The sequence below is a fragment of the Comamonas terrae genome (genome assembly GCF_001544075.1).
Classification (GTDB): domain Bacteria; phylum Pseudomonadota; class Gammaproteobacteria; order Burkholderiales; family Burkholderiaceae_C; genus Comamonas; species Comamonas terrae.
The window spans coordinates 187,279-208,700 of record NZ_BCNT01000001.1 but is presented as its reverse complement, the minus strand read 5'-3'; the positions used below and the strand labels follow the sequence as shown (position 1 = coordinate 208,700).

Annotated in this window: 17 protein-coding genes; 12 read left to right on the top strand and 5 right to left on the bottom strand. The window is 66.1% G+C overall.

The window, feature by feature from the left end:
• Window positions 1-66 precede the first annotated feature (66 nt).
• Window positions 67-483, bottom strand: coding sequence for a peptide-methionine (R)-S-oxide reductase MsrB (gene msrB / locus Cte04_RS00915; protein WP_066470265.1), 417 nt, complete (start codon window positions 481-483; stop codon window positions 67-69).
• Complete coding sequence (locus Cte04_RS00910; protein WP_066470262.1) at window positions 480-2,027, bottom strand: protein adenylyltransferase SelO; 1,548 nt, start codon at window positions 2,025-2,027, stop codon at window positions 480-482. Before Cte04_RS00910 ends, msrB begins: the two co-directional genes overlap by 4 nt.
• Window positions 2,028-2,229: 202 nt before the next feature.
• On the opposite strand from Cte04_RS00910, the gene Cte04_RS00905 reads away from it, so the two are divergent.
• The 12 genes from Cte04_RS00905 (at window position 2,230) to Cte04_RS00850 (ending at window position 17,839) form a co-directional block, all read left to right on the top strand.
• The gene (locus tag Cte04_RS00905) at window positions 2,230-3,867 is read left to right on the top strand and encodes a 3-(methylthio)propionyl-CoA ligase (RefSeq protein ID WP_066470259.1); all 1,638 of its coding nucleotides are present in this window, start codon (window positions 2,230-2,232) and stop codon (window positions 3,865-3,867) included.
• A 102-nt stretch (window positions 3,868-3,969) separates the two neighbouring features.
• On the top strand, window positions 3,970-4,206 hold the full coding sequence (locus Cte04_RS00900) for a hypothetical protein (RefSeq protein ID WP_066470256.1): 237 nt from the start codon (window positions 3,970-3,972) through the stop codon (window positions 4,204-4,206).
• The gene (locus tag Cte04_RS00895; RefSeq protein WP_066470253.1) at window positions 4,203-5,210 is read left to right on the top strand and encodes a DUF4123 domain-containing protein; all 1,008 of its coding nucleotides are present in this window, start codon (window positions 4,203-4,205) and stop codon (window positions 5,208-5,210) included. Before Cte04_RS00900 ends, Cte04_RS00895 begins: the two co-directional genes overlap by 4 nt.
• 200 nt (window positions 5,211-5,410) lie before the next feature.
• Window positions 5,411-6,646: a branched-chain amino acid ABC transporter substrate-binding protein gene (locus Cte04_RS00890; RefSeq protein WP_066470251.1), complete on the top strand. Its 1,236-nt coding sequence runs from the start codon at window positions 5,411-5,413 to the stop codon at window positions 6,644-6,646.
• Window positions 6,647-6,909: 263 nt separating this feature from the next.
• Entirely contained in the window at window positions 6,910-8,145 is a 1,236-nt protein-coding gene (locus Cte04_RS00885; protein ID WP_066470248.1) for a branched-chain amino acid ABC transporter substrate-binding protein, read from the top strand.
• Between the two features lie 95 nt (window positions 8,146-8,240).
• On the top strand, window positions 8,241-9,194 hold the full coding sequence (locus Cte04_RS00880) for a branched-chain amino acid ABC transporter permease (RefSeq protein ID WP_066470243.1): 954 nt from the start codon (window positions 8,241-8,243) through the stop codon (window positions 9,192-9,194).
• A 3-nt stretch (window positions 9,195-9,197) separates the two neighbouring features.
• Window positions 9,198-10,553: a branched-chain amino acid ABC transporter permease gene (locus Cte04_RS00875; RefSeq protein WP_066470240.1), complete on the top strand. Its 1,356-nt coding sequence runs from the start codon at window positions 9,198-9,200 to the stop codon at window positions 10,551-10,553.
• Between the two features lie 3 nt (window positions 10,554-10,556).
• Complete coding sequence (locus Cte04_RS00870) at window positions 10,557-11,399, top strand: ABC transporter ATP-binding protein (protein ID WP_174522866.1); 843 nt, start codon at window positions 10,557-10,559, stop codon at window positions 11,397-11,399.
• Between the two features lie 2 nt (window positions 11,400-11,401).
• Window positions 11,402-12,097, top strand: a complete 696-nt coding sequence (locus tag Cte04_RS00865; RefSeq protein WP_066470236.1) for an ABC transporter ATP-binding protein — start codon at window positions 11,402-11,404, stop codon at window positions 12,095-12,097.
• 211 nt (window positions 12,098-12,308) lie between these two features.
• Window positions 12,309-14,408, top strand: a complete 2,100-nt coding sequence (locus Cte04_RS00860) for a 3-hydroxyacyl-CoA dehydrogenase NAD-binding domain-containing protein (protein WP_066470232.1) — start codon at window positions 12,309-12,311, stop codon at window positions 14,406-14,408.
• Between the two features lie 77 nt (window positions 14,409-14,485).
• Complete coding sequence (locus Cte04_RS00855) at window positions 14,486-15,661, top strand: acetyl-CoA C-acyltransferase (RefSeq protein WP_066470229.1); 1,176 nt, start codon at window positions 14,486-14,488, stop codon at window positions 15,659-15,661.
• Between the two features lie 342 nt (window positions 15,662-16,003).
• On the top strand, window positions 16,004-17,839 hold the full coding sequence (locus Cte04_RS00850; RefSeq protein ID WP_066470226.1) for an acyl-CoA dehydrogenase: 1,836 nt from the start codon (window positions 16,004-16,006) through the stop codon (window positions 17,837-17,839).
• A 10-nt stretch (window positions 17,840-17,849) separates the two neighbouring features.
• Here Cte04_RS00850 and phnE read toward each other — a convergent pair whose 3' ends face one another.
• From phnE to Cte04_RS00835, 3 genes are all read right to left on the bottom strand, one after another.
• Entirely contained in the window at window positions 17,850-19,430 is a 1,581-nt protein-coding gene (gene phnE / locus Cte04_RS00845) for a phosphonate ABC transporter, permease protein PhnE (protein WP_066470224.1), read from the bottom strand.
• Entirely contained in the window at window positions 19,421-20,236 is an 816-nt protein-coding gene (locus Cte04_RS00840) for a phosphonate ABC transporter ATP-binding protein (RefSeq protein ID WP_066470221.1), read from the bottom strand. Before Cte04_RS00840 ends, phnE begins: the two co-directional genes overlap by 10 nt.
• Window positions 20,237-20,352: 116 nt before the next feature.
• Window positions 20,353-21,234 carry a putative selenate ABC transporter substrate-binding protein gene (locus tag Cte04_RS00835; protein WP_066470216.1) on the bottom strand — a complete coding sequence of 294 codons (882 nt, stop codon included), beginning with the start codon at window positions 21,232-21,234 and terminating at the stop codon, window positions 20,353-20,355.
• Window positions 21,235-21,422: the final 188 nt, after the last annotated feature.

Below are 21,422 nucleotides of genomic sequence, written 5' to 3'. Positions count from 1 at the left end.
CAAACGTACCCTGGCGCAGGACGTAAATCCGGGCGCGGCGGGCGGTTTCGGGCGAGGGCGACGGCCTCAGGAACCGGACGGTTCCTCGAACTGCAGCGAAGCCGAGTTCATGCAGTAGCGCAGTCCCGTGTCCGTGGGGCCGTCGGGAAACACATGGCCCAGGTGGGCGCCGCAGTTGCTGCAGACGGTCTCGGTGCGCACCATGCCGTGGCTGCGGTCCACGATCTCGGTGATCGCGCCCGGCACGGCCTGGTCGAAGCTGGGCCAGCCGCAGCCGGCGTCGAACTTGGTGCGGGAGTCGAACAGCTTGGCGCCGCAGCAGATGCAGTGGTAGCTGCCGTCGGCCCAGAACTGCTCGTACTTGCCGGTGAAAGGCCTCTCGGTGGCCGCATGGCGCGTGACCTGGTAGGCCGCGGGCTCGGCGCCCTTGTCCTGCAGGATTTTCTGCCATTCCTGATCGGTTTTCTGGACGGGAAAGCTCATGATGAACAGCTGATCTCGATGGTGGATGCCCAGTCGGGCGGAAAGCCGGCCCAGGCCGCATGGGCCGGGTGGGCGTCGAAGGGGGATTGCAGCACGGCCAGCAGCTGCTGCACGGGCGCGAAGTCGCCGGCCTGGGCGGCGCGGATCACGGTCTCGCCCAGATGGTTGCGCAGCACGAAGCGCGGATTGGATTTTTGCATCAAATCGGCCGCCTGGGCAGGATCGGAAAGCGCAAGCTGCTCTGAATAGGAGAGCGCCCAGGCGTCGAAGCCGGCGCGGTCCAGGATGATGTCGCGCAGCGGTTCGAAATCGGGCTGGCTGCCGTCCTGCATCTGCTGCACCGCCTCGGTCAGCCGGGTGAAGAAGATGGTGTAGTCCACGCGGTTGTCGGCCAGCAGCTGCAGCAGCGGGTTGACCAGCTGCGCGAACCGGCCTTCGGTCGGCGGCGTGCCTGGCGAATCAGCGGGCAGGCCCAGCTTGCGCAGCATCTGCGCGGCATAGGCGGCCGGAAAGACCTGCTTGTACGACTCCAGCGCCGCGATCGTCAGCTCCTCGTCGGCGATCAGCGGCAGCAGCGCCTGGCCCAGGCAGAACAGGTTCCAGTAGGCGACCTGCGGCTGGCGGTTAAAGGCATAGCGGCCCTGGCTGTCGCTGTGGTTGCAGATATGGCCGGGGTCGAAGGCATCGAGGAACTGGAACGGGCCGTAGTCTATGGTCAGGCCCAGGATGCTCATGTTGTCCGTGTTCATCACGCCATGGCAAAAGCCCACGGCCTGCCATTGCGCAAGCAGCCGCGCCGTGCGTTCGCTCACGGCCTGCAGGAAATTGGCATAGACATTGCCCGCCAGCGTGGTGGCGGAGCGGCACTCGGGGTAATGCTCGTCGATCACCATGTCGGCCAGGGCCTTGAGCTCGGCCTGCATGTCGCGCGCCGCAAAGTGCTCGAAGTGGCCGAAGCGGATGAAGCTCTCGGCCACGCGGGTCACGACGGCGGCGGTCTCCACGGTCTCGCGCTGCACGGGCTGGGGCGAGCCGATGAGGGCCAGGGCGCGCGTGGTGGGAATGCCCAGCGCATGCATGGCTTCGCTGCACAGGAACTCGCGGATCGAGGAGCGCAGCACGGCGCGGCCGTCGCCCATGCGCGAGTAGGGTGTGCGCCCGGCGCCCTTGAGCTGTACCTCCAGCCCGTTGGCGGTCTCGCCCAGCAGGATGGCCCGGCCGTCGCCAAGCTGCCCGGCCCAGACGCCGAACTGGTGCCCGCTGTAGACGCTGGCCAGCGGGCGGCTGCCGGCGGCCACCGCATTGCCGGCCAGTACCTGCAGGGCTTCGTCGCCGGGCAGCCAGCCTGGAGGCAGCTGCATCCACTGCGCGGTGCTGGCGCTGGTGGCGACCCAGTGCGGCTGCACCAGCGGGGTGGGCGGCAGGTAGGTGAAGAAGGCACTGCCCAGGGCTTCGAATCGGCCGGGCTGGCGCCAGCGGGGGGAACGGGAAGGCTGCGCAGCGAAGTCGCCGGTTGCGGACGGTTGCGCGAGTGGTTTGCTCATGCCTCCATTGTCCCCGGGCCAAGTGGCCCTGGAAGGCCAGCGGCTATATCGGGATTTACCTGGAAACATGAGGGGCCGGCGCGCAAAAACGTCGTTGTCCCCGCACATTGGTGACAGTCCGCACAGCCGTGGTGCGGCCGCCCGGTTAGTATGTGCCGCGATCACTACAACGACATTCCACCGATATCCAGGAGACATATCTATGTTGGGTCTGATGCAAAGCCAGCCGCTGCTGATTTCCTCTCTGATCGAGTTTGCCGCGCGCCATCACAGCGACGCGCAGATCGTCTCGAGGCGCGTGGAAGGGGATATCCACCGCTATACCTACAAGGATCTGGCGGCCCGTGCGCGCCAGCTGGCCAATGCACTGGACGGCGAGGGGCTGGAACTGGGCGAGCGCGTGGCCAGCATTGCCTGGAACGGCTACCGCCACATGGAGATGTATTTCGGCGTGAGCGGCTCGGGGCGCGTGCTGCACACCATCAACCCGCGCCTGCACCCCGAGCAGGTGGCCTGGATTGTCAACCATGCCGAAGACCGCGTGCTGTGCTTCGACATGACCTTTTTGCCCATCGTGCAGGCCATCCATGCCAAGTGCCCGACCGTCCGGCGCTGGGTGGCGCTGTGCAATGCCGACAAGCTGCCGGCCGACAGCGGCATACCGGGCCTGCTGAGCTACGAGGCCTGGATAGGCTCGCAGTCCGACCGCTACCACTGGCCCCAGTTCGACGAGAACACGGCCTCGAGCATGTGCTACACCAGCGGCACCACGGGCAACCCCAAGGCTGCGCTGTACAGCCACCGCTCCAGCACGTTGCACGCCTATGCGGCGGCGCTTCCGGACGTGATGTGCCTGTCGGCCCGAGATTCGGTGCTGCCCGTGGTGCCCATGTTCCACGTCAACGCCTGGGGCATTCCGTACTCGGCGCCGCTGACCGGCTGCAAGCTGGTGTTCCCGGGGCCGGCGCTGGACGGCAAGTCCATCTACGAACTCATGGAGGCCGAAGGCGTGACCTTCGCGGCCGGCGTGCCTACCGTGTGGCAGATGCTGCTGGGCCACATGAAGCCGGCCGGCCTGCGCTTTTCCACGCTCAAGCGCACGGTGATCGGCGGCTCGGCTTGCCCGCCGGCCATGATCAACGCTTTCCAGGACGAATATGGCGTGAGCGTGCTGCACGCCTGGGGCATGACGGAAATGAGCCCGCTGGGCACGCTGTGCACGCTCAAGAACAAGCACCTGGAGCTGCCCCGGGACGAGCAGATGAAGATCCTGCAGAAACAGGGCCGCGCCATCTATGGCGTGGAAATGAAGATCGTGGACGGCGACGGCCGGGAGCAGCCCTGGGACGGCAAGAGCTACGGCGACCTGCTGGTGCGCGGCCCCTGGATCGTCGATACCTACTACAAGGGCTCAAGCCCGCTGATCCCTGACGAGCAGGGCCGCGGCTGGTTTCCCACGGGCGACGTGGCGACCATCGATCCCGACGGCTATATGCAGATCACCGACCGCAGCAAGGACGTGATCAAGTCCGGCGGCGAATGGATCAGCTCCATCGACATCGATAACATCGCCATGGCCCACCCGGCGGTGGCCATGGCGGCCTGCATCGGCATGCCGCACCCCAAATGGGACGAGCGGCCCATTGTCGCGGTGGCCAGGAAGCCCGGTGCCGAGCTCACGCGCGAGGAGCTGCTCAAGTTCTATGAAGGCAAGACGGCCAAATGGCAGATTCCCGACGACGTGGTCTTCGTGGACGCCATTCCGCTGGGCGCCACGGGAAAGATGCTCAAGACCAAGCTGCGCGAACAGCTCAAGGATTACAAGCTTCCGGGCCTGTGACGTCTGTCCCGGCTTGAATGGCAGCGGCCGTCATCGTGAGATGATGGCCGTTTTTTGTTTGGGGGCGGGTGCTGGCGCTCGCTCCGTCTTGCATAGATCTCGATGCAGCTTTCCCTGACGAATTTTTCCTGTGACGCTTGCGGCGAAGCCGGCCATCCCGCCAACCTCGGACGCCGCCAATGGGTGGGTGCAGCCCTGCTGTCCGCTCTGGCCTGGCCGGCTGCCGCCTGCCCCGCAGGCCCGGAGGCGGCCGGGTCCGGCGCACGCGATGTGTGCGTGGAATGCCTGGTGCGGCGTGCCCAGCAGCGCTCGCCCTTTGTGAACAAGGAGGCGGCATGACGGCAACTGCCGACCACACATGGCAGGCGCTCTGGGCCCGGGCCCGGCAGAGCAGTTCCGGTACGCCGCTGCACCTGTACGCCTTGCTGGATGCCGCGCAGGACAAAAGCCTGCTGGCCCGGTTGCCCGGACCGGCGGGGCGGGCCGCCGGCCTGTTCGGCTTTGCGCGCGATTCCAAGGAAGGCGCGGCCAGCCCCTGGCTGGTGCGGCTGGGCAGCGACCGCGAAGAGCCTGCTGGCGCACCGAAGGCCTTGCTGCTGTATCTGCTGGAGCAGGTCCATACAGTCCCGTGCGCCACCTTGCTGGCTTCCAGCTGCGATTTCGATGGCACGCTGGCGCACCTGCGCCGCGCTGCCGACGTGCAGCTGGCGGGCGGCAAGTCCATGTACCTGGCCTTCTGGGATCCGGCCATTCTCGGTACCCTGCTGGGTCAGGCCGATGCGCAGGCCGGGGAAGAGGTTGAAGCCGTGCTCGACGATCGCCAGCGCCTGGACCTGCTCGGGCCGGTGCAGCGCTGGTGGTTCTGGGATCGCGCGGGCCAGCTGCACGAACATGCGCGTCAAGGGGGCGCTCAGCCCGCACCCGTGGCCTTGCCGCTGCAGCTGCGCAAGAGCCAGGAGGAGCGGCTGGTGGAGGCCGCGGTGCCGGACCTGCTGGTGTACTACATACGCCTGAACCAGCCGCAGCTGAGGGACAAGCTGCCGCCGCTGTCCCTGCACTGGTTTGTGCGCCAGCAGATGCATTTCGCGCGCGGCTACGGGCTCGCGGGAACACGCGACCTGCTCAACTACGTCTGCGTGGCGCTGATGGCCGGGGCCCGCTTCGACAGGACGGATGCCATGCGGCCCCTGCTGGCCCGGGTGCGAGCCGGCCGGCTGCGCTGGGACGAGGCCATGGAGCAGGTGGATGGCGCGCTGCTGGAGTCGCAGTCCGAAGCGCCCAGGGTGCTGCTGGACGACAGGGGGCGCCCCGTGCTTCCACGCAATCTGCCGGCCGTGTCCTGAGGGTGCCGCGCCATGTTCAGGGGCTAAGCGGCCTGGAGTGCTTGCCCATGAAGCGCCAATCGCTTTGTTTTCGATAGCGCCCGGTGATGGCTGGAGTCCGAGTCGCCTAGGCGATAGGCGCTAGGGCAATCACCGATCGGCAGCGTGCGTATTCGTTTTAGTCTGGGCGTCGTTTCTAAAAACACCAAAGGAGACGCTTCATGAGGTTTGCAATCAAGGCCGTGGCCGCATCGGTATTGCTGGCATGTGCGGCCGGGGCCATGGCTCAGAAGGGGGAGACCGTCAAGATCGCCTGGATCGATCCGCTGTCGGGCCTGATGGCGGCGCTGGGTACCAACCAGTTCAAGAGCCTGCAGTATGCGGCCGAGGAGCTGAACAAGAGCAATGCCTCCGGCGTGAAGTTCGAGATCATCGGCATCGACAACAAGCTCAGCCCGCAGGAGACCACGGCAGCACTGCGCTCGGCCATGGACCAGGGCGTGCGCTATGTGTTCCAGGGCAACGGCTCCGGCCCCGCGCTGGCCATCATGGATGCGCTGGAAAAGCACAATGCCCGCAACAAGGGCAAGGAGGTGCTGTACCTGAACTACGCGGCCGTCGATCCCGACCTGACCAACAGCAAGTGCAGCTACTGGCACTTCCGCCTCGACGCCGACACGTCCATGAAGATGGAGGCGCTGACCACCTACATGAAGGACGTGCCGGAGATCAAGAAGGTCTACCTCTTCAACCAGAACTACTCGCACGGCCAGCAGGTGTCCAAGTACGCCAAGGACATGCTCAAGAAAAAGCGCCCCGACGTGCAGATCGTGGGCGACGACTTCGCTCCGCTGGCCCAGGTGCGCGACTTCGCGCCCTATGTGGCCAAGATCAAGCAGTCGGGTGCCGACACGGTGATCACGGGCAACTGGGGCTCCGATCTGGCGCTGCTGATCAAGGCCGCCAACGATGCGGGCCTGAACGACGTCAAGTTCTATACCTACTACGCCATCACCACCGGCGTACCCACCGCCATGGGCGCCGGTGCCAGCGGCAAGGTCTACATGGTGGGCTACGGCCACATGAACATGCCCGGCGTCATGGACAAGCTCGTCAAGGGCTACAAGGCCAAGTTCAACGACGACCTGTACACGGGCTCGGTCTATACCGGCCTGAACATGCTGGACCAGGCCTTTGCCCGCGCCAAGAGCACGGATCCCGTCAAGATCGCTGCCACGCTGGAAGGCATGAGGTTCCAGAACTACAACGGCGAGGTCGAGATGCGCAAGACCGACCACCAGCTGCAGCAGGGCCTGTACATCACCAAGTGGGAAAAGGCCGGCGGCAAGTATCCCTACGACTCGGAGAACACCGGCTACACCTTCGTGCCCGTGAAGTACTTCGAGCCCTATGTGGCCAGCACGCCGACCAGCTGCCAGATGAAGCGCCCCTCGTGAGGTTGCGGGTGCTGACGAAAGGGGTGCCCAGGCACCCCTTTTTTTTCTGCCGCCAACACCAGGGCCGGTCCTCGGGCAGCCAAAGAACGGCCGCCTGCAAAAGGTTTCTTTTGCGCGCAAGTGGCCTGATCTGTCCCGCATGTGTCTTTGAAAAGCGAAAAGTCGCATGCGCGATAGTTTCTAAGGCATTCCCCAGACGCGAATGCCCGGCTTGACGCTAGATTGGTGCCGATGCCGTACCAAAACAATGCAAGGAGACAGCTATGAAATGGGTGATGCGGGCAATGGCGGTGGCGACGATGGCAACCTGCGCCGGCGGCGCCTGGGCGCAAAAGGGTGAAACCGTCAAGATCGGCTGGATCGATCCGCTGTCGGGCCTGATGGCAGCCGTGGGCACCAACCAGCTCAAGACCTTCCAGCTGCTGGCCGAGGATTTCAACAAGAAGAATGCTTCGGGCGTGAAGTTCGAGATCATCCCGCTGGACAACAAGCTCAGCCCGCAGGAGACCACGGCGGCACTGCGCTCGGCCATGGACCAGGGCGCCCGCTATGTGACGCAGGGCAACGGCTCGGGTCCGGCACTGGCCATCATCGACGCGCTGGAAAAGCACAATTCCCGCAACAAGGGCAAGGAGGTGCTGTACCTGAACTACGCGGCCGTCGATCCCGACCTGACCAACAGCAAGTGCAGCTACTGGCACTTCCGCCTCGACGCCGACACGTCCATGAAGATGGAGGCGCTGACCACCTACATGAAGGACGTGCCGGAGATCAAGAAGGTCTACCTCTTCAACCAGAACTACTCGCACGGCCAGCAGGTGTCCAAGTACGCCAAGGACATGCTCAAGAAAAAGCGCCCCGACGTGCAGATCGTGGGCGACGACTTCGCTCCGCTGGCCCAGGTGCGCGACTTCGCGCCCTATGTGGCCAAGATCAAGCAGTCGGGTGCCGACACGGTGATCACGGGCAACTGGGGCTCCGATCTGGCGCTGCTGCTCAAGGCCGCCAACGATGCGGGCCTGAACGACGTCAAGTTCTACACCTATTACGCGTTCGGCGCGGGCGCGCCCACGGCCATGGGCGCCCAGTCCGACGGCAAGGTCTATGTGGTGGGCTACGGCCACTACAACATGGGCCCGCCCATCCAGCCGCTGATGGCCGAGTTCAGGAAGAAGTTCAACGACGACCTGACGCAAAGCTCGATCTACCACGTGTTCGCGCTGCTCGATGCGGCCTTCGTGAAGGCCGGAACCACCGATCCGCTCAAGGTGGCCGCCACGCTGGAAGGCATGAAGATCAAGAGCTTCAACGGCGAGGTCGAGATGCGCAAGACCGACCACCAGTTGCAGCAGGGCCTGTACATCACCAAGTGGGAAAAGGCCGGTGGCAAGTATCCCTATGACGCCGAAAACACCGGCTACACCTTCGTGCCCGTGAAGTACTACGAGCCCTATGTGGCCAGCACGCCGACCAGTTGCCAGATGAAGCGCCCGTCCTGAGCGCCTTCGCGCCGCGGCGCCGCACCGGGCCTGCTGCCGGCGGCGCCGCGCTCTTTCCTAATTGTCCGCAACGCATTTGAGAGCAAGGCACTTCGATGACGCTGGAATTCTTCACCATATCGCTGCTCAACGGCGTGAGCTACGGCCTGCTGCTGTTCATGCTCAGCTCGGGGCTGACGCTGATCTTCAGCATGATGGGCGTGCTCAACTTCGCCCACACCAGCTTCTACATGCTGGGCGCGTATTTCGCCTACACCCTGAGCGGCATCGTCGGCTTCTGGCCGGCGCTGTTCATCTCTCCGGTCCTGGTCGGCGTGCTGGGCGCGCTGTTCGAGCGCTACAGCCTGCGGCGCGTGCACAAGTTCGGCCATGTGCCCGAACTGCTGGTGACTTTCGGCCTGTCCTACCTGATCCTGGAGGTGGTGCAACTGGTCTGGGGTCGCGGCACCGTGCCCTACGGCCTGCCGCCCGCGCTGCAGGGGCCGCTGTTCACGCTGTACGGTACGCAGTTTCCCAGGTCGCGCTCGTTCGTGATGCTGGTGGCCCTGTTGATGCTGGTCGCCGTGTGGCTGCTGCTGACGCGCACGCGCATCGGCCTGGTGATCCAGGCGGCGCTCAAGAACCCCGAAATGGTGGAGGCCCTGGGCCACAACGTGCCGCGCGTCTTCATGCTGGTGTTTGGCGGCGGTTGCGCGCTGGCCGGCCTGGCCGGAGTGATCGGCGGCAATACCTATGTGACCGAGCCGGCCATGGCCGCCTCGGTGGGCTCCATCATCTTCGTGGTGGTGGTGGTCGGCGGCATGGGATCGCTGGCCGGCGCCTTCGTGGCCTCGCTGCTGATCGGCATCGTGCAGACCTTTGCCGTGGCCATCGACTGGTCGCTGGCCAGCGCGCTGACTTCCATGGGCCATGCTGTCAACGAGTCCACCTTCGGCTGGCCCGTGCTCAGGCTCACGGTTTCGCAGGTGGCGCCCATCCTGCCTTACCTGTTCCTGGTGCTGATCCTGATATTCCGCCCCAAGGGCCTGCTGGGCACACGGGGGGATTGAGCCATGTCTTCCATTCCCAAAAACCGCACGCAAACGATGAGCGCATCCATGCCATCCCCTCAAGACACGGCCGAGCAGCGCTACTACCGCTTCAAGCCGCTGAACATCGGCCGCATCGTGATCTGGAGCCTGTTCGCGCTGGCGCTCATCGTCGCGCCGCTGGTGTTCACCAGCTCCCTGGCCCTGACCATGCTCAGCCAGATTGGCTATCTGATCATCATCTGCCTGTCCTACAACATCCTGCTGGGGCAGGGCGGCATGCTGAGCTTCGGCCATGCGGTCTACACGGGCCTGGGTTCATTCATCGCCATCCACGCGATGAACAAGGCCGGCGCCGGAGAGTGGCCCATTCCGCTGGTGCTGATACCCGTCATCGGCGGCCTGGCCGGCCTGTTCTTCGCGGCGCTGTTCGGCTATGTGACCACGAAGAAATCGGGCACGACCTTCGCGATGATCACGCTGGGCCTGGGCGAGCTGGTGGCATCGATGGCGCTGATGTTCCCCGAATTCTTCGGCGGCGAGGGCGGCATCACCACGGACCGGGTCTACGGCAAGTTCTTCGGTCTGGACTTCGGCTCGGGCCTGCAGGTGTACTACCTGATCGCCGTGTACTGCTTTGTCTGCACGGCAGCCATGTTCGCCTTCACGGGCACGCCGCTGGGCCGCATGCTCAATGCCGTGCGCGACAACCCCGAGCGTGTGGAGTTCGTGGGCTACAACACCCAGCGCGTGCGCTATTTCGCCTTCATCATCGCGGGTTTCTTCGCGGGCATAGGCGGTGGCCTGGCGGCGATCAACTTCGAGATCATCACGGCCATGGACAGTGTCAGCGTGGTGCGCTCGGGCGGCTATCTGCTGTTCACCTTCCTGGGCGGCGCCACTTTCTTCTTCGGGCCCATCATCGGCGCCGTGCTGCTGGTGCTGGCTTCGGTGCTGCTGTCGGAGCTGACCAAGGCCTGGCTGCTGTACCTGGGGCTGGTCTTCCTGCTGATGGTGATGTATGCGCCCGGCGGCGTGGCCGGGCTGGTCATGATGAACCTGCGGGTGGCCAAGTTCGGCCGCTTCAAGCGCCTGCTCGTACCCTATCTGGGCCTGCTCGTGAGCGCCGTGTTCGTGGTCTGCGGCGGGGCGGCACTGATCGAGATGATCTACCACATGCAGCTCAACGCGGCGCTCGGTCCCAGCGTGTCCTTCATGGGCACGCAGCTCGATACCAGCGCGGCCGCCACCTGGGCCGTGGCGCTGGTGGTGTTCGTGGTGGGCATGGGCCTGCTGGAAGTCTTCAGGCGCTTCACCCAGCGCCGCTGGAGCCAGATCCAGGAAGACATCGAGGAAATCATGAAGAAGGGAGGGGCCTGAGCCATGTCCAGCGTCGCAATCCACAATCCGGCAGACCATGCCGCACGGTCCGCGCGTGCGGCCTCGTCCGCCAAGCCCCCGTATGCGCTGGAGCTGCGGGACCTGCGCAAGAAGTTCGGCAAGACCGAGATCATCCGCGGCGCCCAGCTGGCCGTCGAGCCCGGCGAGCGCGTGGCCATCATCGGGCCCAACGGCGCAGGCAAGAGCACGCTGTTCAATCTGATCAGCGGCCGCTTCGAACCCAGCGGCGGCCAGGTGCTGCTGCACGGCCAGCGCATCGACGGCAAGAAGCCGTTCGAGATCAACCGCATGGGCCTGTCGCGCAGCTTCCAGATCACCAACATCTTTCCCAAGCTCAGCGTGTTCGAGAACCTGCGCTGCGGCGTGCTCTGGAGCCTGGGCTACCGCTACAGCTTCTGGCGCTTCCTGTCGAACCTTCACGACGCCAATGCGCGTGCCGAGGAACTGATGGAAATGATCGGCCTGCACAGAAAGCGTGACACGCTGGCCGTGAACCTGACCTATGCCGAGCAGCGCGCGCTGGAAATCGGCATCACCATCGGCGGCGGCGCCAGCGTCATATTGCTGGACGAACCCACGGCCGGCATGAGCAACAGCGAGACTGCCCACTTCATCCAGCTCATCAAGAAGGTCACCGAAGGCAAGACGCTGCTGACCGTGGAGCATGACATGGGCGTGGTCTTCGGCCTGGCCGACAAGATTGCCGTGGTGGTCTATGGCGAAGTCATCGCCTTCGACACGCCCGAGGCCGTGCGCGCGAATGCGCGCGTGCAGGAAGCCTACCTGGGCTCCTCGGTGGCAGACCAGCAGGCGGGAGTCCATTGAATATGCTGAAGATCAACAATCTGCATGCCTACTACGGCAAGAGCCATGTGCTGCATGGCGTGGACTTCGAGGTGCATCCGGGCGAAATCGTCGCGCTGCTGGGGCGCAACGGCTCGGGCCGCTCCACCACGGCCAAGGCCATCATGGGCCTGGTGCACTGGGAGGGCTCGCTGGACTGGAAGGGCCAGAGCCTGACCGGCAAGAAGGCCTACGAGGTCGCGCACCTGGGCGTGGGCTATGTGCCCGAGAGCCGCGACGTGTTCCCCAACCTCACGGTGCACCAGAACCTGCTGCTGGGCCAGAAGGGCAAGGGCAAGAGCAGCCGCTGGGGTTTTGACGACATGTATGCCATGTTCCCTCGCCTGAAGGAGCGCCAGCACACCGAGGCGGGCGTGATGTCGGGCGGCGAGCAGCAGATGCTCACGCTGTGCCGCACGCTCATGGGCGATCCCGACCTCATCATCATCGACGAGCCTACCGAAGGCCTGGCGCCCAAGATCGTGGAACTGGTGGGCGAATACCTCAAGAAGATCAAGGACCGCGGTGTGTCGGTGCTGCTGATCGAACAGAAGCTCACCATTGCCATGAACATCTCGGATCGCGCCCTGGTCATGGGCCACGGCCACATCGTCTTCGACGGCACGCCGGCCAGCTTGCGCGCCAACGAGAAGGTCCGCAAGGAATGGCTGGAGGTCTAGCCTGCGCCGGAAGCCTGTGAAACCGGCGCAGCACAGGCCGGCGACGCCGAGCAAGAGCCGCCTCGCTGCGCTGGCGCCCCTTGGGGGCAGCGCGAAGTGGCTCGGGGAGTGATCTGTCCCGGTCGGGACAAACCGCAGTGGCGCATTGCAGCAAAGTTTCTACAATCAAAAACGCACGATCGTTCTTTTCTATCGCATAGGGGACAACAGCATGACTGCTGAATACCAAGTGGACGGTGCCGTAGCCGTCATTACATTGAACAACCCGCCGGTCAACGGCCTGGGCCTGTCCACGCGCCGCGGCATCGTCGACGGCCTGAACAAGGCCCTGGCCGATGCTGCCGTCAAGGCCGTGGTCATCACCGGCGCCGGCAAGGCATTCTCGGGCGGTGCCGACATCACCGAGTTCGGCAAGGAGGAGGCCTACCGCGAGCCGCACCTGATCTCCGTCATCCAGCAACTGGACCTGTCGGGCAAGCCCACGGTGGCCGCCATCCACACGGTCTGCATGGGCGGCGGCCTGGAGCTGGCGCTGGGCTGCAACTACCGCGTGGCCGCGCCCGGCACCGCCGTGGCCCTGCCCGAGGTCAAGCTGGGCCTGCTGCCCGGTGCGGGCGGCACGCAGCGCCTGCCGCGCGTGCTGGGCGTGGAAGCTGCGCTGAACATGATCGTCAGCGGAGAAGCCGTCAAGAGCGAGATGCTGGCCGCCATTCCCGGCCAGACCCTGTTCGACAAGATGGCTTCCTCGGCCGAGACCCTGCTGGCCGAAGCCAAGGCCTTCGCGCTGGAAGTGGCCGACAGGCGCCCGCTGCCGCGCGTGCGCGACCTGCCTTGCAAGCACCCCCAGGGCGAGGCCTACTTCCAGTTCGCCCGCACCATGGTGCAGGGCATGTCCAAGAATTTCCCCGCGCCCGTGCGCTGCGTGGATGCCGTGCAGAACGCCACCACCAAGAAATTCGACGACGGCATGGCGCTGGAGCGCGAAACCTTCATGCAGCTGATGATGACGCCCGAGTCGCGTTCGCTGCGCCACCTGTTCATGGCCGAGCGCGCGGCTTCGAAGATCGCCGATGTGCCTTCGGACACGCCCGTGCGCGAAATCCGCACCGTGGGCGTGATCGGCGCCGGCACCATGGGCGGCGGCATCTCCATGAACTTCCTGAACGCCGGCATTCCGGTCACCATCCTGGAGACCAAGCAGGAAGCGCTGGACCGCGGCGTGGCCACCATCCGCAAGAACTACGAGGCCCAGGTCAAGAAGGGCAAGCTCAAGCAGGAAAAATACGAAGAGCGCATGGCGCTGCTCAGCACCACGCTGAGCTACGGCGATCTCAAGAACGCCGACCTCATCATCGAGGCCGTGTTCGAGGAGCTGGGCGTCAAGGAGCAGGTGTTCAAGCAGCTTGATGAGGTGGCCAAGCCCGGCGCCATCCTGGCCTCCAACACTTCCACGCTGGACGTGGACAAGATCGCCGCCTTCACCCAGCGTCCGCAGGACGTGGTGGGCATGCATTTCTTCAGCCCCGCCAACGTCATGAAGCTGCTGGAAGTGGTGCGCGGCAAGGAAACCGCCAAGGACGTCCTGGCCACGGTGATGAAGATCGCCAAGAAGATCAAGAAGACGGCCGTGGTCTCGGGCGTGTGCGACGGCTTCATCGGCAACCGCATGATCGAGCAGTACTCGCGCCAGGCCGGCTTCCTGCTGGACGAGGGCGCCACACCCCAGCAGGTGGACAGGGCCATCGAGAAGTTCGGCTTTGCCATGGGGCCGTTCCGCATGGGCGACCTGGCAGGCAACGACATCGGCTGGGCCATCCGCAAGCGCCGCGCGGTCGAAAAGCCCGACATGAAATACAGCGGAACGGCCGACCGGCTGTGCGAGCTGGGACGCTTCGGCCAGAAGACCGGCGCCGGCTGGTACGACTACCAGGCCGGCAAGCGCGATGCGATTCCCTCCAAGCTGGTGGAGGAGATGATCGAGCAGTACCGCAAGGACAAGGGCATCACGCCGCGCAAGATCTCCGACGAGGAAATCGTGCAGCGCCTGGTTTTCGCCCTGGTCAACGAAGGCGCGCACATCCTGGAAGACGGCATTGCCGGCAAGTCGGGCGACATCGACATGGTCTACCTCACCGGCTATGGCTTCCCCGTCTGGCGCGGCGGTCCCATGCACTACGCGGGCGAAGTGGGCCTGTTCAACGTGGTGCAGGCCATGAACCGCTTTGCCCGCAACCCCCACGACGATGCCAAGTTCTGGCAGCCCGCGCCGCTGCTGGCCAAGCTCGCAGCCGAGGGCAAGCAGTTCAGCTAAGCCGCAGCGGAGCCGGGCCGAGCGCCTCAGCGGCGCCGGTTCCGGCCTGTGCACCATCAAGAATCCAAGGACACACCATGACATCCGCAGTGATTGTTTCTACCGCGCGCACTCCGCTGACCAAGAGCTGGAAGGGCGCTTTCAACATGACTTACGGCCCCACGCTGGGAGCGCATGCCGTCCGCAACGCCGTCGAGCGCGCCGGCATCGAGGGCGCCGAGGTCGAGGACGTGATCATGGGCATGTCGCTGCCCGAAGGCACGACCGGCGGCAACGTGGCGCGGCTGATCGCCGTACGCGCCGGCCTGCCCGTGACCACCTCCGGCCTGACCATCAACCGCTTCTGCTCCTCGGGCCTGCAGGCGATCGCGCTGGCCGCCCAGCGCATCATCGCCGGCGAGAACGACGTGCTGGTGGCCGGCGGCCTGGAGAGCATCTCCTGCGTGCAGCCCTTCGTGAATCCGCACATGGCCTTCGATCCCGAGCTGACGGCCATGAAGCCCGAAATCTACTGGAGCATGCTGCAGACCGCCGAGCAGGTGGCCAAGCGCTACAACATCAGCCGCGACGCCATGGACGAGTACGGCGCAGCCAGCCAGCAAAAGGCCTGCGCGGCCCAGGCTGCCGGCCTGTTCGATGCCGAGATCGCCCCCATGAAGACCGTGATGGGCGTGGCCGATAAGGTGCGCGGCCTGATTACCAAGGAAGTGCTCGCGAGCAAGGACGAGGGCACGCGCGAGGGCACGACCAAGGAAGGCATCAGCGGCCTGCGCAGCGCGCTGCCCGGCGGCCTGGTGACGGCCGGCAATGCCAGCCAGTTCTCGGACGGCGCGGGCGCCTGCGCCGTGGTCAGCGAGGACTACGCCTCGCGCAAGGGCCTCAAGCCCCTGGGCCGCTTCCTGGGCTTTGCCGTGGCCGGCTGCGAACCCGATGAAATGGGCATCGGCCCCGTCTATGCCATTCCCAAGGTGCTCAAGAAGCTGGGCCTGAAGATCGAGGACATCGACCTGTGGGAACTGAACGAAGCCTTTGCCGTGCAGGTGATCTACTGCCGCGACAAGCTGGGCATTCCCAACGACCGCCTGAACGTGAACGGCGGCGCCATTGCCCTGGGCCACCCCTATGGCGTGTCGGGCCAGCGCCTGACGGGCCATGCCCTGATCGAAGGCAAGCGCCGCGGCGCCAAGCGCGTGTGCGTGACCATGTGCATCGGCGGAGGCATGGGGGCGGCCGGCATTTTTGAAGTGCTGTAACGCGCCGGATATCTGCCATGCCCCGCGCGGCTTCCACAGGGCTGCGCGGGGTTTTGCTTTCCTGTCGATGGCGGCCTTGGCGCAGCGCCTCCCATGGCCTGCCGCAGCGAGCGTCCCTCGAGGCCAGGTAACGAATGGCGGACGGCAGCGGCACCAAGCCATGGACATATACCGCTCGGGAGGCTCTGCGCAATCTCGGCATGGGCGAGCCAAGGCACCTGTGCCGCCGAAGCCGAACTTGCGCCAGCCCGGGGGCGGACGCTGCATGCACAGGAGGCCGGCTGCACGGCGCGTCGCGCAGCGGACATGGGGCCGTGAGGTTGCCCTCCCATAATTTGCCGCATGACCACCTTACGCTCCACCCTCGAATTCCTGCTCTACGACTGGCTGCAAGCCGAATCGCTCACGGCACGCGAGCGCTTTGGCGACCATTCGCGCGAGACCTTTGATGCCGTGCTCGACACCTGCGAGCGCATTGCGCGCGAGAAGTACGCGCCGTTCAACCGCACGGTGGACACGCAGGAGCCCCAATTCGACGGCGAGAAGGTGATATTGCCCCGGTGCACCTACGAGGCGCGCCAGGCCTATGCCGAGTCCGGCATGCTCAGCGCCGCCCAGGACTACGAGATGGGCGGCATGCAGCTGCCCTATACCCTGGAAGCCGCGGCCAACAGCTTCTTCGCGGCGGCTTCGATCAGCATAGGCTCCAACATGCTGACCTCGGGCAATGCCAACGCCATCATGGCCCATGGCACGGCCATGCAGCAGCAGGTCTTTGCCGCCAATGAATTCAACGGCCGCTGGGCAGGCACCATGTGCCTGTCCGAGCCCCAGGCCGGCTCCTCGCTGTCCGACATCGCCACGCGCGCCGAGCCCGACGGCGCCGATTTCGAAAGCGACGCGCTGGGCCCGCGCTACCGCCTCAAGGGCAACAAGATGTGGATCAGCGCGGGCGACCATGAGCTGACCGAGAACATCGTCCACCTGGTGCTGGCCAAGATTCCCGGGCCCGACGGCAGGCCCGTGCCGGGCGTCAAGGGTATCTCGCTGTTCATCGTGCCCAAGAAGCTCGTGGACACCGAAGGCCGGCTCACGAGCGAGCGCAACGACGTGGCGCTGGCCGGCCTCAACCACAAGCTGGGCTGGCGCGGCACGACGAATACGCTGCTCAATTTCGGCGAGGGCAAGTACCCGGTCCGGGGCGCCTCCGGCGCCATCGGTTATCTGGTGGGCAAGCCCGGCGAAGGCCTCAAGTGCATGTTCCACATGATGAACGAGGCGCGCATCTCCATCGGCATGGCCGCCACCATGCTGGGCCTGGCCGGGTATTACGCCAGCCTGGACTATGCGCAAAATCGCCCCCAGGGGCGGCCGATCGGCGCCGGCGGCAAGGACGCGACCAAGCCCCAGTCGCGCATCATCGAACATGCCGACGTCAAGCGCATGCTGCTGGCGCAAAAGGCCTATGGCGAAGGTGCGCTGGCGCTGAACCTGTTCTGCGCCCGGCTGGTGGACGAACAGCACACCGGTACGCCAGAGGCCGTGGACGAGGCCCGCCTGCTGCTGGAAGTGCTCACGCCCGTTGCCAAGAGCTGGCCCAGCGAGTTCTGCCTGGAGGCCAATTCCCTGGCCATCCAGATCCATGGCGGCTATGGCTACACGCGCGACTTCCCGGTGGAGCAGTACTGGCGCGACAACCGCCTCAACATGATCCACGAGGGCACGCACGGCATCCAGGCCATGGACCTGCTGGGCCGCAAGGTGCTGATGGAGGGCGGGCGCGGCCTGCAGCTGCTGGCCGGGCGCATCAACGGCACCATCGAGAAGGCCATGCGCCACGAGATGCTGGCCGCCTATGCCAACCAGCTGGCGGCGGCGCTGGCCGAGGTCGGCGCCGCGACCAAGGCCGCCTGGGCCACCGGCGACGCCCAGGAGGCGCTGGCAAATGCCGTGCCTTACATGCAGGCCTTCGGCCATGTGGTGCTGGCCTGGACCTGGCTGGACGTGGTGCTGGCCGTGCTGGAACGTGATGCTTCTGTATCCATAGCTCCAAACGCCGGCAGAGTGGGTGCCATGCGCTATTTCTTCCATTACGAGCTGCCCCGCATCGGCGCGTGGCTGAACGTGGTCAGGCAGCGCGACATGACTTGCGCGCAGCTGCCGGAATCCGCCTTCTGACGTCCGCTGCTCACGCGCGCATGGCGCGCCGCAGCCAGGCGCTGCCGTAGTCCACGGCCATGGACAACAGCAGCATGGCCAGGATGACCGTGCCGGCCTGGGCATAGTGGAACAGCGACAGCTCGAAATACAGCAGCTGCCCCAGGCCGCCAGCACCCACAAAGCCCAGGATGGCGGCCATGCGGATGTTCATTTCCCAGCGGTACAGCGTATAGGCCAGCAGCTGCGGGGCCGCGCCGGGCAGGGTTCCGTAGCAAAAGGCCTGCAGGCCGCCGCTGCCCGCGCGCCTGAGGGCCCGTGCGGGCGCAGGCGGCGTGTTCTGCAGTGCTTCGGCATACAGCCGGCCCAGCACGCCGGCCGTGTGCAGGGCCAGGGCCAGGGCGCCGGCAAACGGCCCCAGGCCCACGGCCAGCGCCGTGATCGTGGCCCAGACCAGCTCGGGCACGGAGCGCAGCAGATTGAGCAGCAGGTTCCACGGCGCGCGCCAGCGCGGCAGGGCCAGCAGCAGGCCCGCGGCTGCGGCCAGCAGGGTGCCGACGATGGAAATGGCCAGCGTCTCCCCCACGCCCTTGAGCACCTTGGCCAGCCACTCGTGGCCGAGGTCGGGCGGGAAGAAGCCCTGCACGAATTCGCCCATGGTGTGCACCGCATCCTCTGTAAAAAGGGCTGGCAGGTCCATGTCCAGCAGGCGCAGGCTGCCCCACAGGCCGGCCGCCAATGCCAGGATCAGCAGGCCGCTGCGCCAGCCAAAGGGCAGGGCGCGGGCCTGCGGGGCGGCGTTCAGCGCGCGGCGCAGGCCGGTGGAGAGCAGGTCGGCCGCCGCCACCAGCGCCATGAAGCACAGCAGGATGCTGGCGGCTTCGCCGCCGTTGAGCATCTTCATGGCCTGGTCCATGAGCTGGCCCAGGCCGCCCGCACCCACAAAGCCCATGACCACGGAGGCGCGGATCGCGCATTCCCAGCGGTACACGGTATACGAAGTCAGCTCCCGGGCCGCTTGCGGCAGCAGGCCGTAGAGCAGGGCCTGCACGCGCCCCGCGCCGCAGGCAGCGAGGGCGCGCGCCGGGGTGGGGTCCGCGGATTCCAGGATTTCCGCATACACCTTGGCCAGCATGCCGCCATAGGTCAGACCCAGGGCCAGCACGCCGGCGGTCGGCCCCAGGCCGAAGACGCGTACGAAGACCAGGGCCCAGACCAGCTCGGGGATGCCGCGCAGTATGGTGAGCAGCCCGCGCGAGACGGGGTTGAGCGTGATGCGCTCGCGCGCCGCGCCGCTGGCCAGATAGGACAGCGGCACGGCAACGACAAAGGCCAGCGCCATGCCGGACGTGGCAATGGCCAGGGTTTCCAGCGTGGCCCGGCCCAGGTAGCCCAGGAACTCGCTGCCGGTCTCGGGCGGGAGGAAGTTGGCCAGGAAGTTGCCGATGACCCGCAGATTGTCGGGGTCCAGGAGCGGCGCCAGACGGAAGCCGGAACCCTGCAGCAGCGGCCACAGCAGCACCAGTGCCAGCAGCAGCCAGCCCACGCGCCCGCGCGCGGCCGGATCGCGCAAGGCCGGGGCGCGAACGCCCGGATCGGCGTTCAACGGCATGCCATCACCATGGCGGCGAGCGGTTCGGCTGCCGGGGTACGGCCCGGCGGCAGCGTCCGGTCCTGCGTGCCCGCATACAGGGCCTGCAGCTGCGCTTCGCTCACCTGGGCGGCCGGCAGGTCGAAGAGGATGCGCCCGGCGCGTATGCCCACGATGCGTGCAAAGCACGACAGCGCCAGGTCCACCGCATGTAGGCTGGCCACCAGCGTGGCCTGCCGCGCGGCGGCTTCCTGCACCAGCAACTGCACCGTGGACAGGGACAGGGCCGGATCCAGCGCCGAGACGGGCTCGTCGGCCAGGATCAGCTCGGCCTGCTGGTAGAGCACGCGGGCAATGCCCACACGCTGCAATTGCCCGCCCGAGAGCTGGTCGCAGCGCGCGAACAGCTTGTCCTGCAGCTGCACGCGGGCCAGGGCCTCGCGGGCGCCGGGGATGTCCTGCGGGTAGGCCAGCGATGCCAGGGCCTTCCACAGCGGCCACCGGCCCAGCCGCCCGGCCAGCACGGCCGTGACCACGCGCTGGCGCAGCGGAACCGGCGTGGCCTGGTACACGGTGCCTATGCGCGAGCGCAGCGCCTTCAGGGCGCTGGCGGAGATGGAGGCCGTGACGGGCTGGCCCAGCACGGTCATGCGGCCTGCGGTGGGCAGGTGGCCTGTGCCCAGGGTGTTCAGCAGCGAGGTCTTGCCGGCGCCCGAGGGGCCGATCAGCGCAATGCTTTCCCCCTGTGCGGCGGACAGCGTGATGCCCGAGAGGGAGGCAAAGCCGTTGCTGTGGGTCAGGCCCACCTCGTCCAGCGCGAAACTCATGGCCTTGGTGCTTTGGAAAACAGGGCTGCCAGCGCCGACTGCATCAGCGAAAGCGGCCCAAATGCATAAAAAAGGAGCAGGGCGGTACCTGCAGGGGCCGCCCTCGGAGACGCTGCTTACTTGAGCAGGCCTGCGGACTTGGCCGCAGCTTCGATGCCCACGTAGTTCTCGGCCTTGGTGGGGATGAACTTGCTGGCGCGCTGCAGGTCCATGATGGCCTTGTGCTCGGGCCTGGCCGGGTCCAGCGCCAGGAAGGCATCGGTCAGCTTCTTGATGATGGCCGGGTCCAGGTCGCCGCGCACGGTCCAGTTGTAGTCGTAGTAGGTGGGTGTGGTGGCGAAGACGCGCACCTTGCTGGTGTCCACCTTCCTGGATTCGACCAGCTTGTCCCAGACCGAGGTGTTGAGTACGCCGGCTTCGGCCTTGCCCGCGGCCACGAAGGCCACGGTGGCGTCATGCGCGCCCGAATAGGCGACGGTCTTGAAATCCTTTTCGGGGTTGATGCCGTCCTGCTGCAGGAAGTAGCGCGGCATCAGGCTGCCCGAGGTGGAGGACGGCGCGCCGAAGGCGAATGTCTTGCCCTTGAGGTCCGAGAGCTTGGTGATGGATGGATCGGCCGTGATGAACTTGCTGGTGAAGACCGCATCCTCGGCGCGCTGCACGATGGGAATGGCCGTGCCGTGCGTGCGGATCTTGGCCTGCACGAACGTGAACCCGCCCAGCCAGGCCAGGTCCAGCTTGCGCGTGGCCAGCGACTCGACCACGGCCGCGTAGTCGGACACGGGCGTGAACACCACCTTCATGCCGGTGGCCTGCGAGAGGTATTCGCCCAGCGGCTTGAACTTGCGCTGCAGCTCGGTCGGCGCCTCGTCGGGAATCGCTGACACGCGCAGCACGGCCGGGGTATCGGCGCGGGCCAGGGAAACCAGGGAGGAAGCGGCCATGGCGGCAACGGCCATGCCGCGCAGCGCCTGGCGGCGGGCGAAAGAAGTGCTCATCGATATGCTCCGTTCAATTTGCCACCACCGTCCGGATACACGGCGGTTGATAGGCCAGGGCTTGCCCCGGCGAAGATCAGTCCACAAGCGGTACACCGACCGCAGGGGGCGATTGTAGGGAGAAGCGGCGGCGGCTGCCGCGGTAGGGCCGCTCGCCGGGCCCGCCATGGCGGGCAAACGCAGGCCTG

Bases quoted from the DNA above. Each gene is read 5' to 3' on its own strand.
- msrB (WP_066470265.1), bottom strand. From the start codon at position 483: ATGAGCTTTCCCGTCCAGAAAACCGATCAGGAATGGCAGAAAATCCTG.
- Cte04_RS00910 (WP_066470262.1), bottom strand. From the start codon at position 2,027: ATGAGCAAACCACTCGCGCAACCGTCCGCAACCGGCGACTTCGCTGCG.
- Cte04_RS00905 (WP_066470259.1), top strand. From the start codon at position 2,230: ATGTTGGGTCTGATGCAAAGCCAGCCGCTGCTGATTTCCTCTCTGATC.
- Cte04_RS00900 (WP_066470256.1), top strand. From the start codon at position 3,970: ATGCAGCTTTCCCTGACGAATTTTTCCTGTGACGCTTGCGGCGAAGCC.
- Cte04_RS00895 (WP_066470253.1), top strand. From the start codon at position 4,203: ATGACGGCAACTGCCGACCACACATGGCAGGCGCTCTGGGCCCGGGCC.
- Cte04_RS00890 (WP_066470251.1), top strand. From the start codon at position 5,411: ATGAGGTTTGCAATCAAGGCCGTGGCCGCATCGGTATTGCTGGCATGT.
- Cte04_RS00885 (WP_066470248.1), top strand. From the start codon at position 6,910: ATGAAATGGGTGATGCGGGCAATGGCGGTGGCGACGATGGCAACCTGC.
- Cte04_RS00880 (WP_066470243.1), top strand. From the start codon at position 8,241: ATGACGCTGGAATTCTTCACCATATCGCTGCTCAACGGCGTGAGCTAC.
- Cte04_RS00875 (WP_066470240.1), top strand. From the start codon at position 9,198: ATGTCTTCCATTCCCAAAAACCGCACGCAAACGATGAGCGCATCCATG.
- Cte04_RS00870 (WP_174522866.1), top strand. From the start codon at position 10,557: ATGTCCAGCGTCGCAATCCACAATCCGGCAGACCATGCCGCACGGTCC.
- Cte04_RS00865 (WP_066470236.1), top strand. From the start codon at position 11,402: ATGCTGAAGATCAACAATCTGCATGCCTACTACGGCAAGAGCCATGTG.
- Cte04_RS00860 (WP_066470232.1), top strand. From the start codon at position 12,309: ATGACTGCTGAATACCAAGTGGACGGTGCCGTAGCCGTCATTACATTG.
- Cte04_RS00855 (WP_066470229.1), top strand. From the start codon at position 14,486: ATGACATCCGCAGTGATTGTTTCTACCGCGCGCACTCCGCTGACCAAG.
- Cte04_RS00850 (WP_066470226.1), top strand. From the start codon at position 16,004: ATGACCACCTTACGCTCCACCCTCGAATTCCTGCTCTACGACTGGCTG.
- phnE (WP_066470224.1), bottom strand. From the start codon at position 19,430: ATGCCGTTGAACGCCGATCCGGGCGTTCGCGCCCCGGCCTTGCGCGAT.
- Cte04_RS00840 (WP_066470221.1), bottom strand. From the start codon at position 20,236: ATGAGTTTCGCGCTGGACGAGGTGGGCCTGACCCACAGCAACGGCTTT.
- Cte04_RS00835 (WP_066470216.1), bottom strand. From the start codon at position 21,234: ATGAGCACTTCTTTCGCCCGCCGCCAGGCGCTGCGCGGCATGGCCGTT.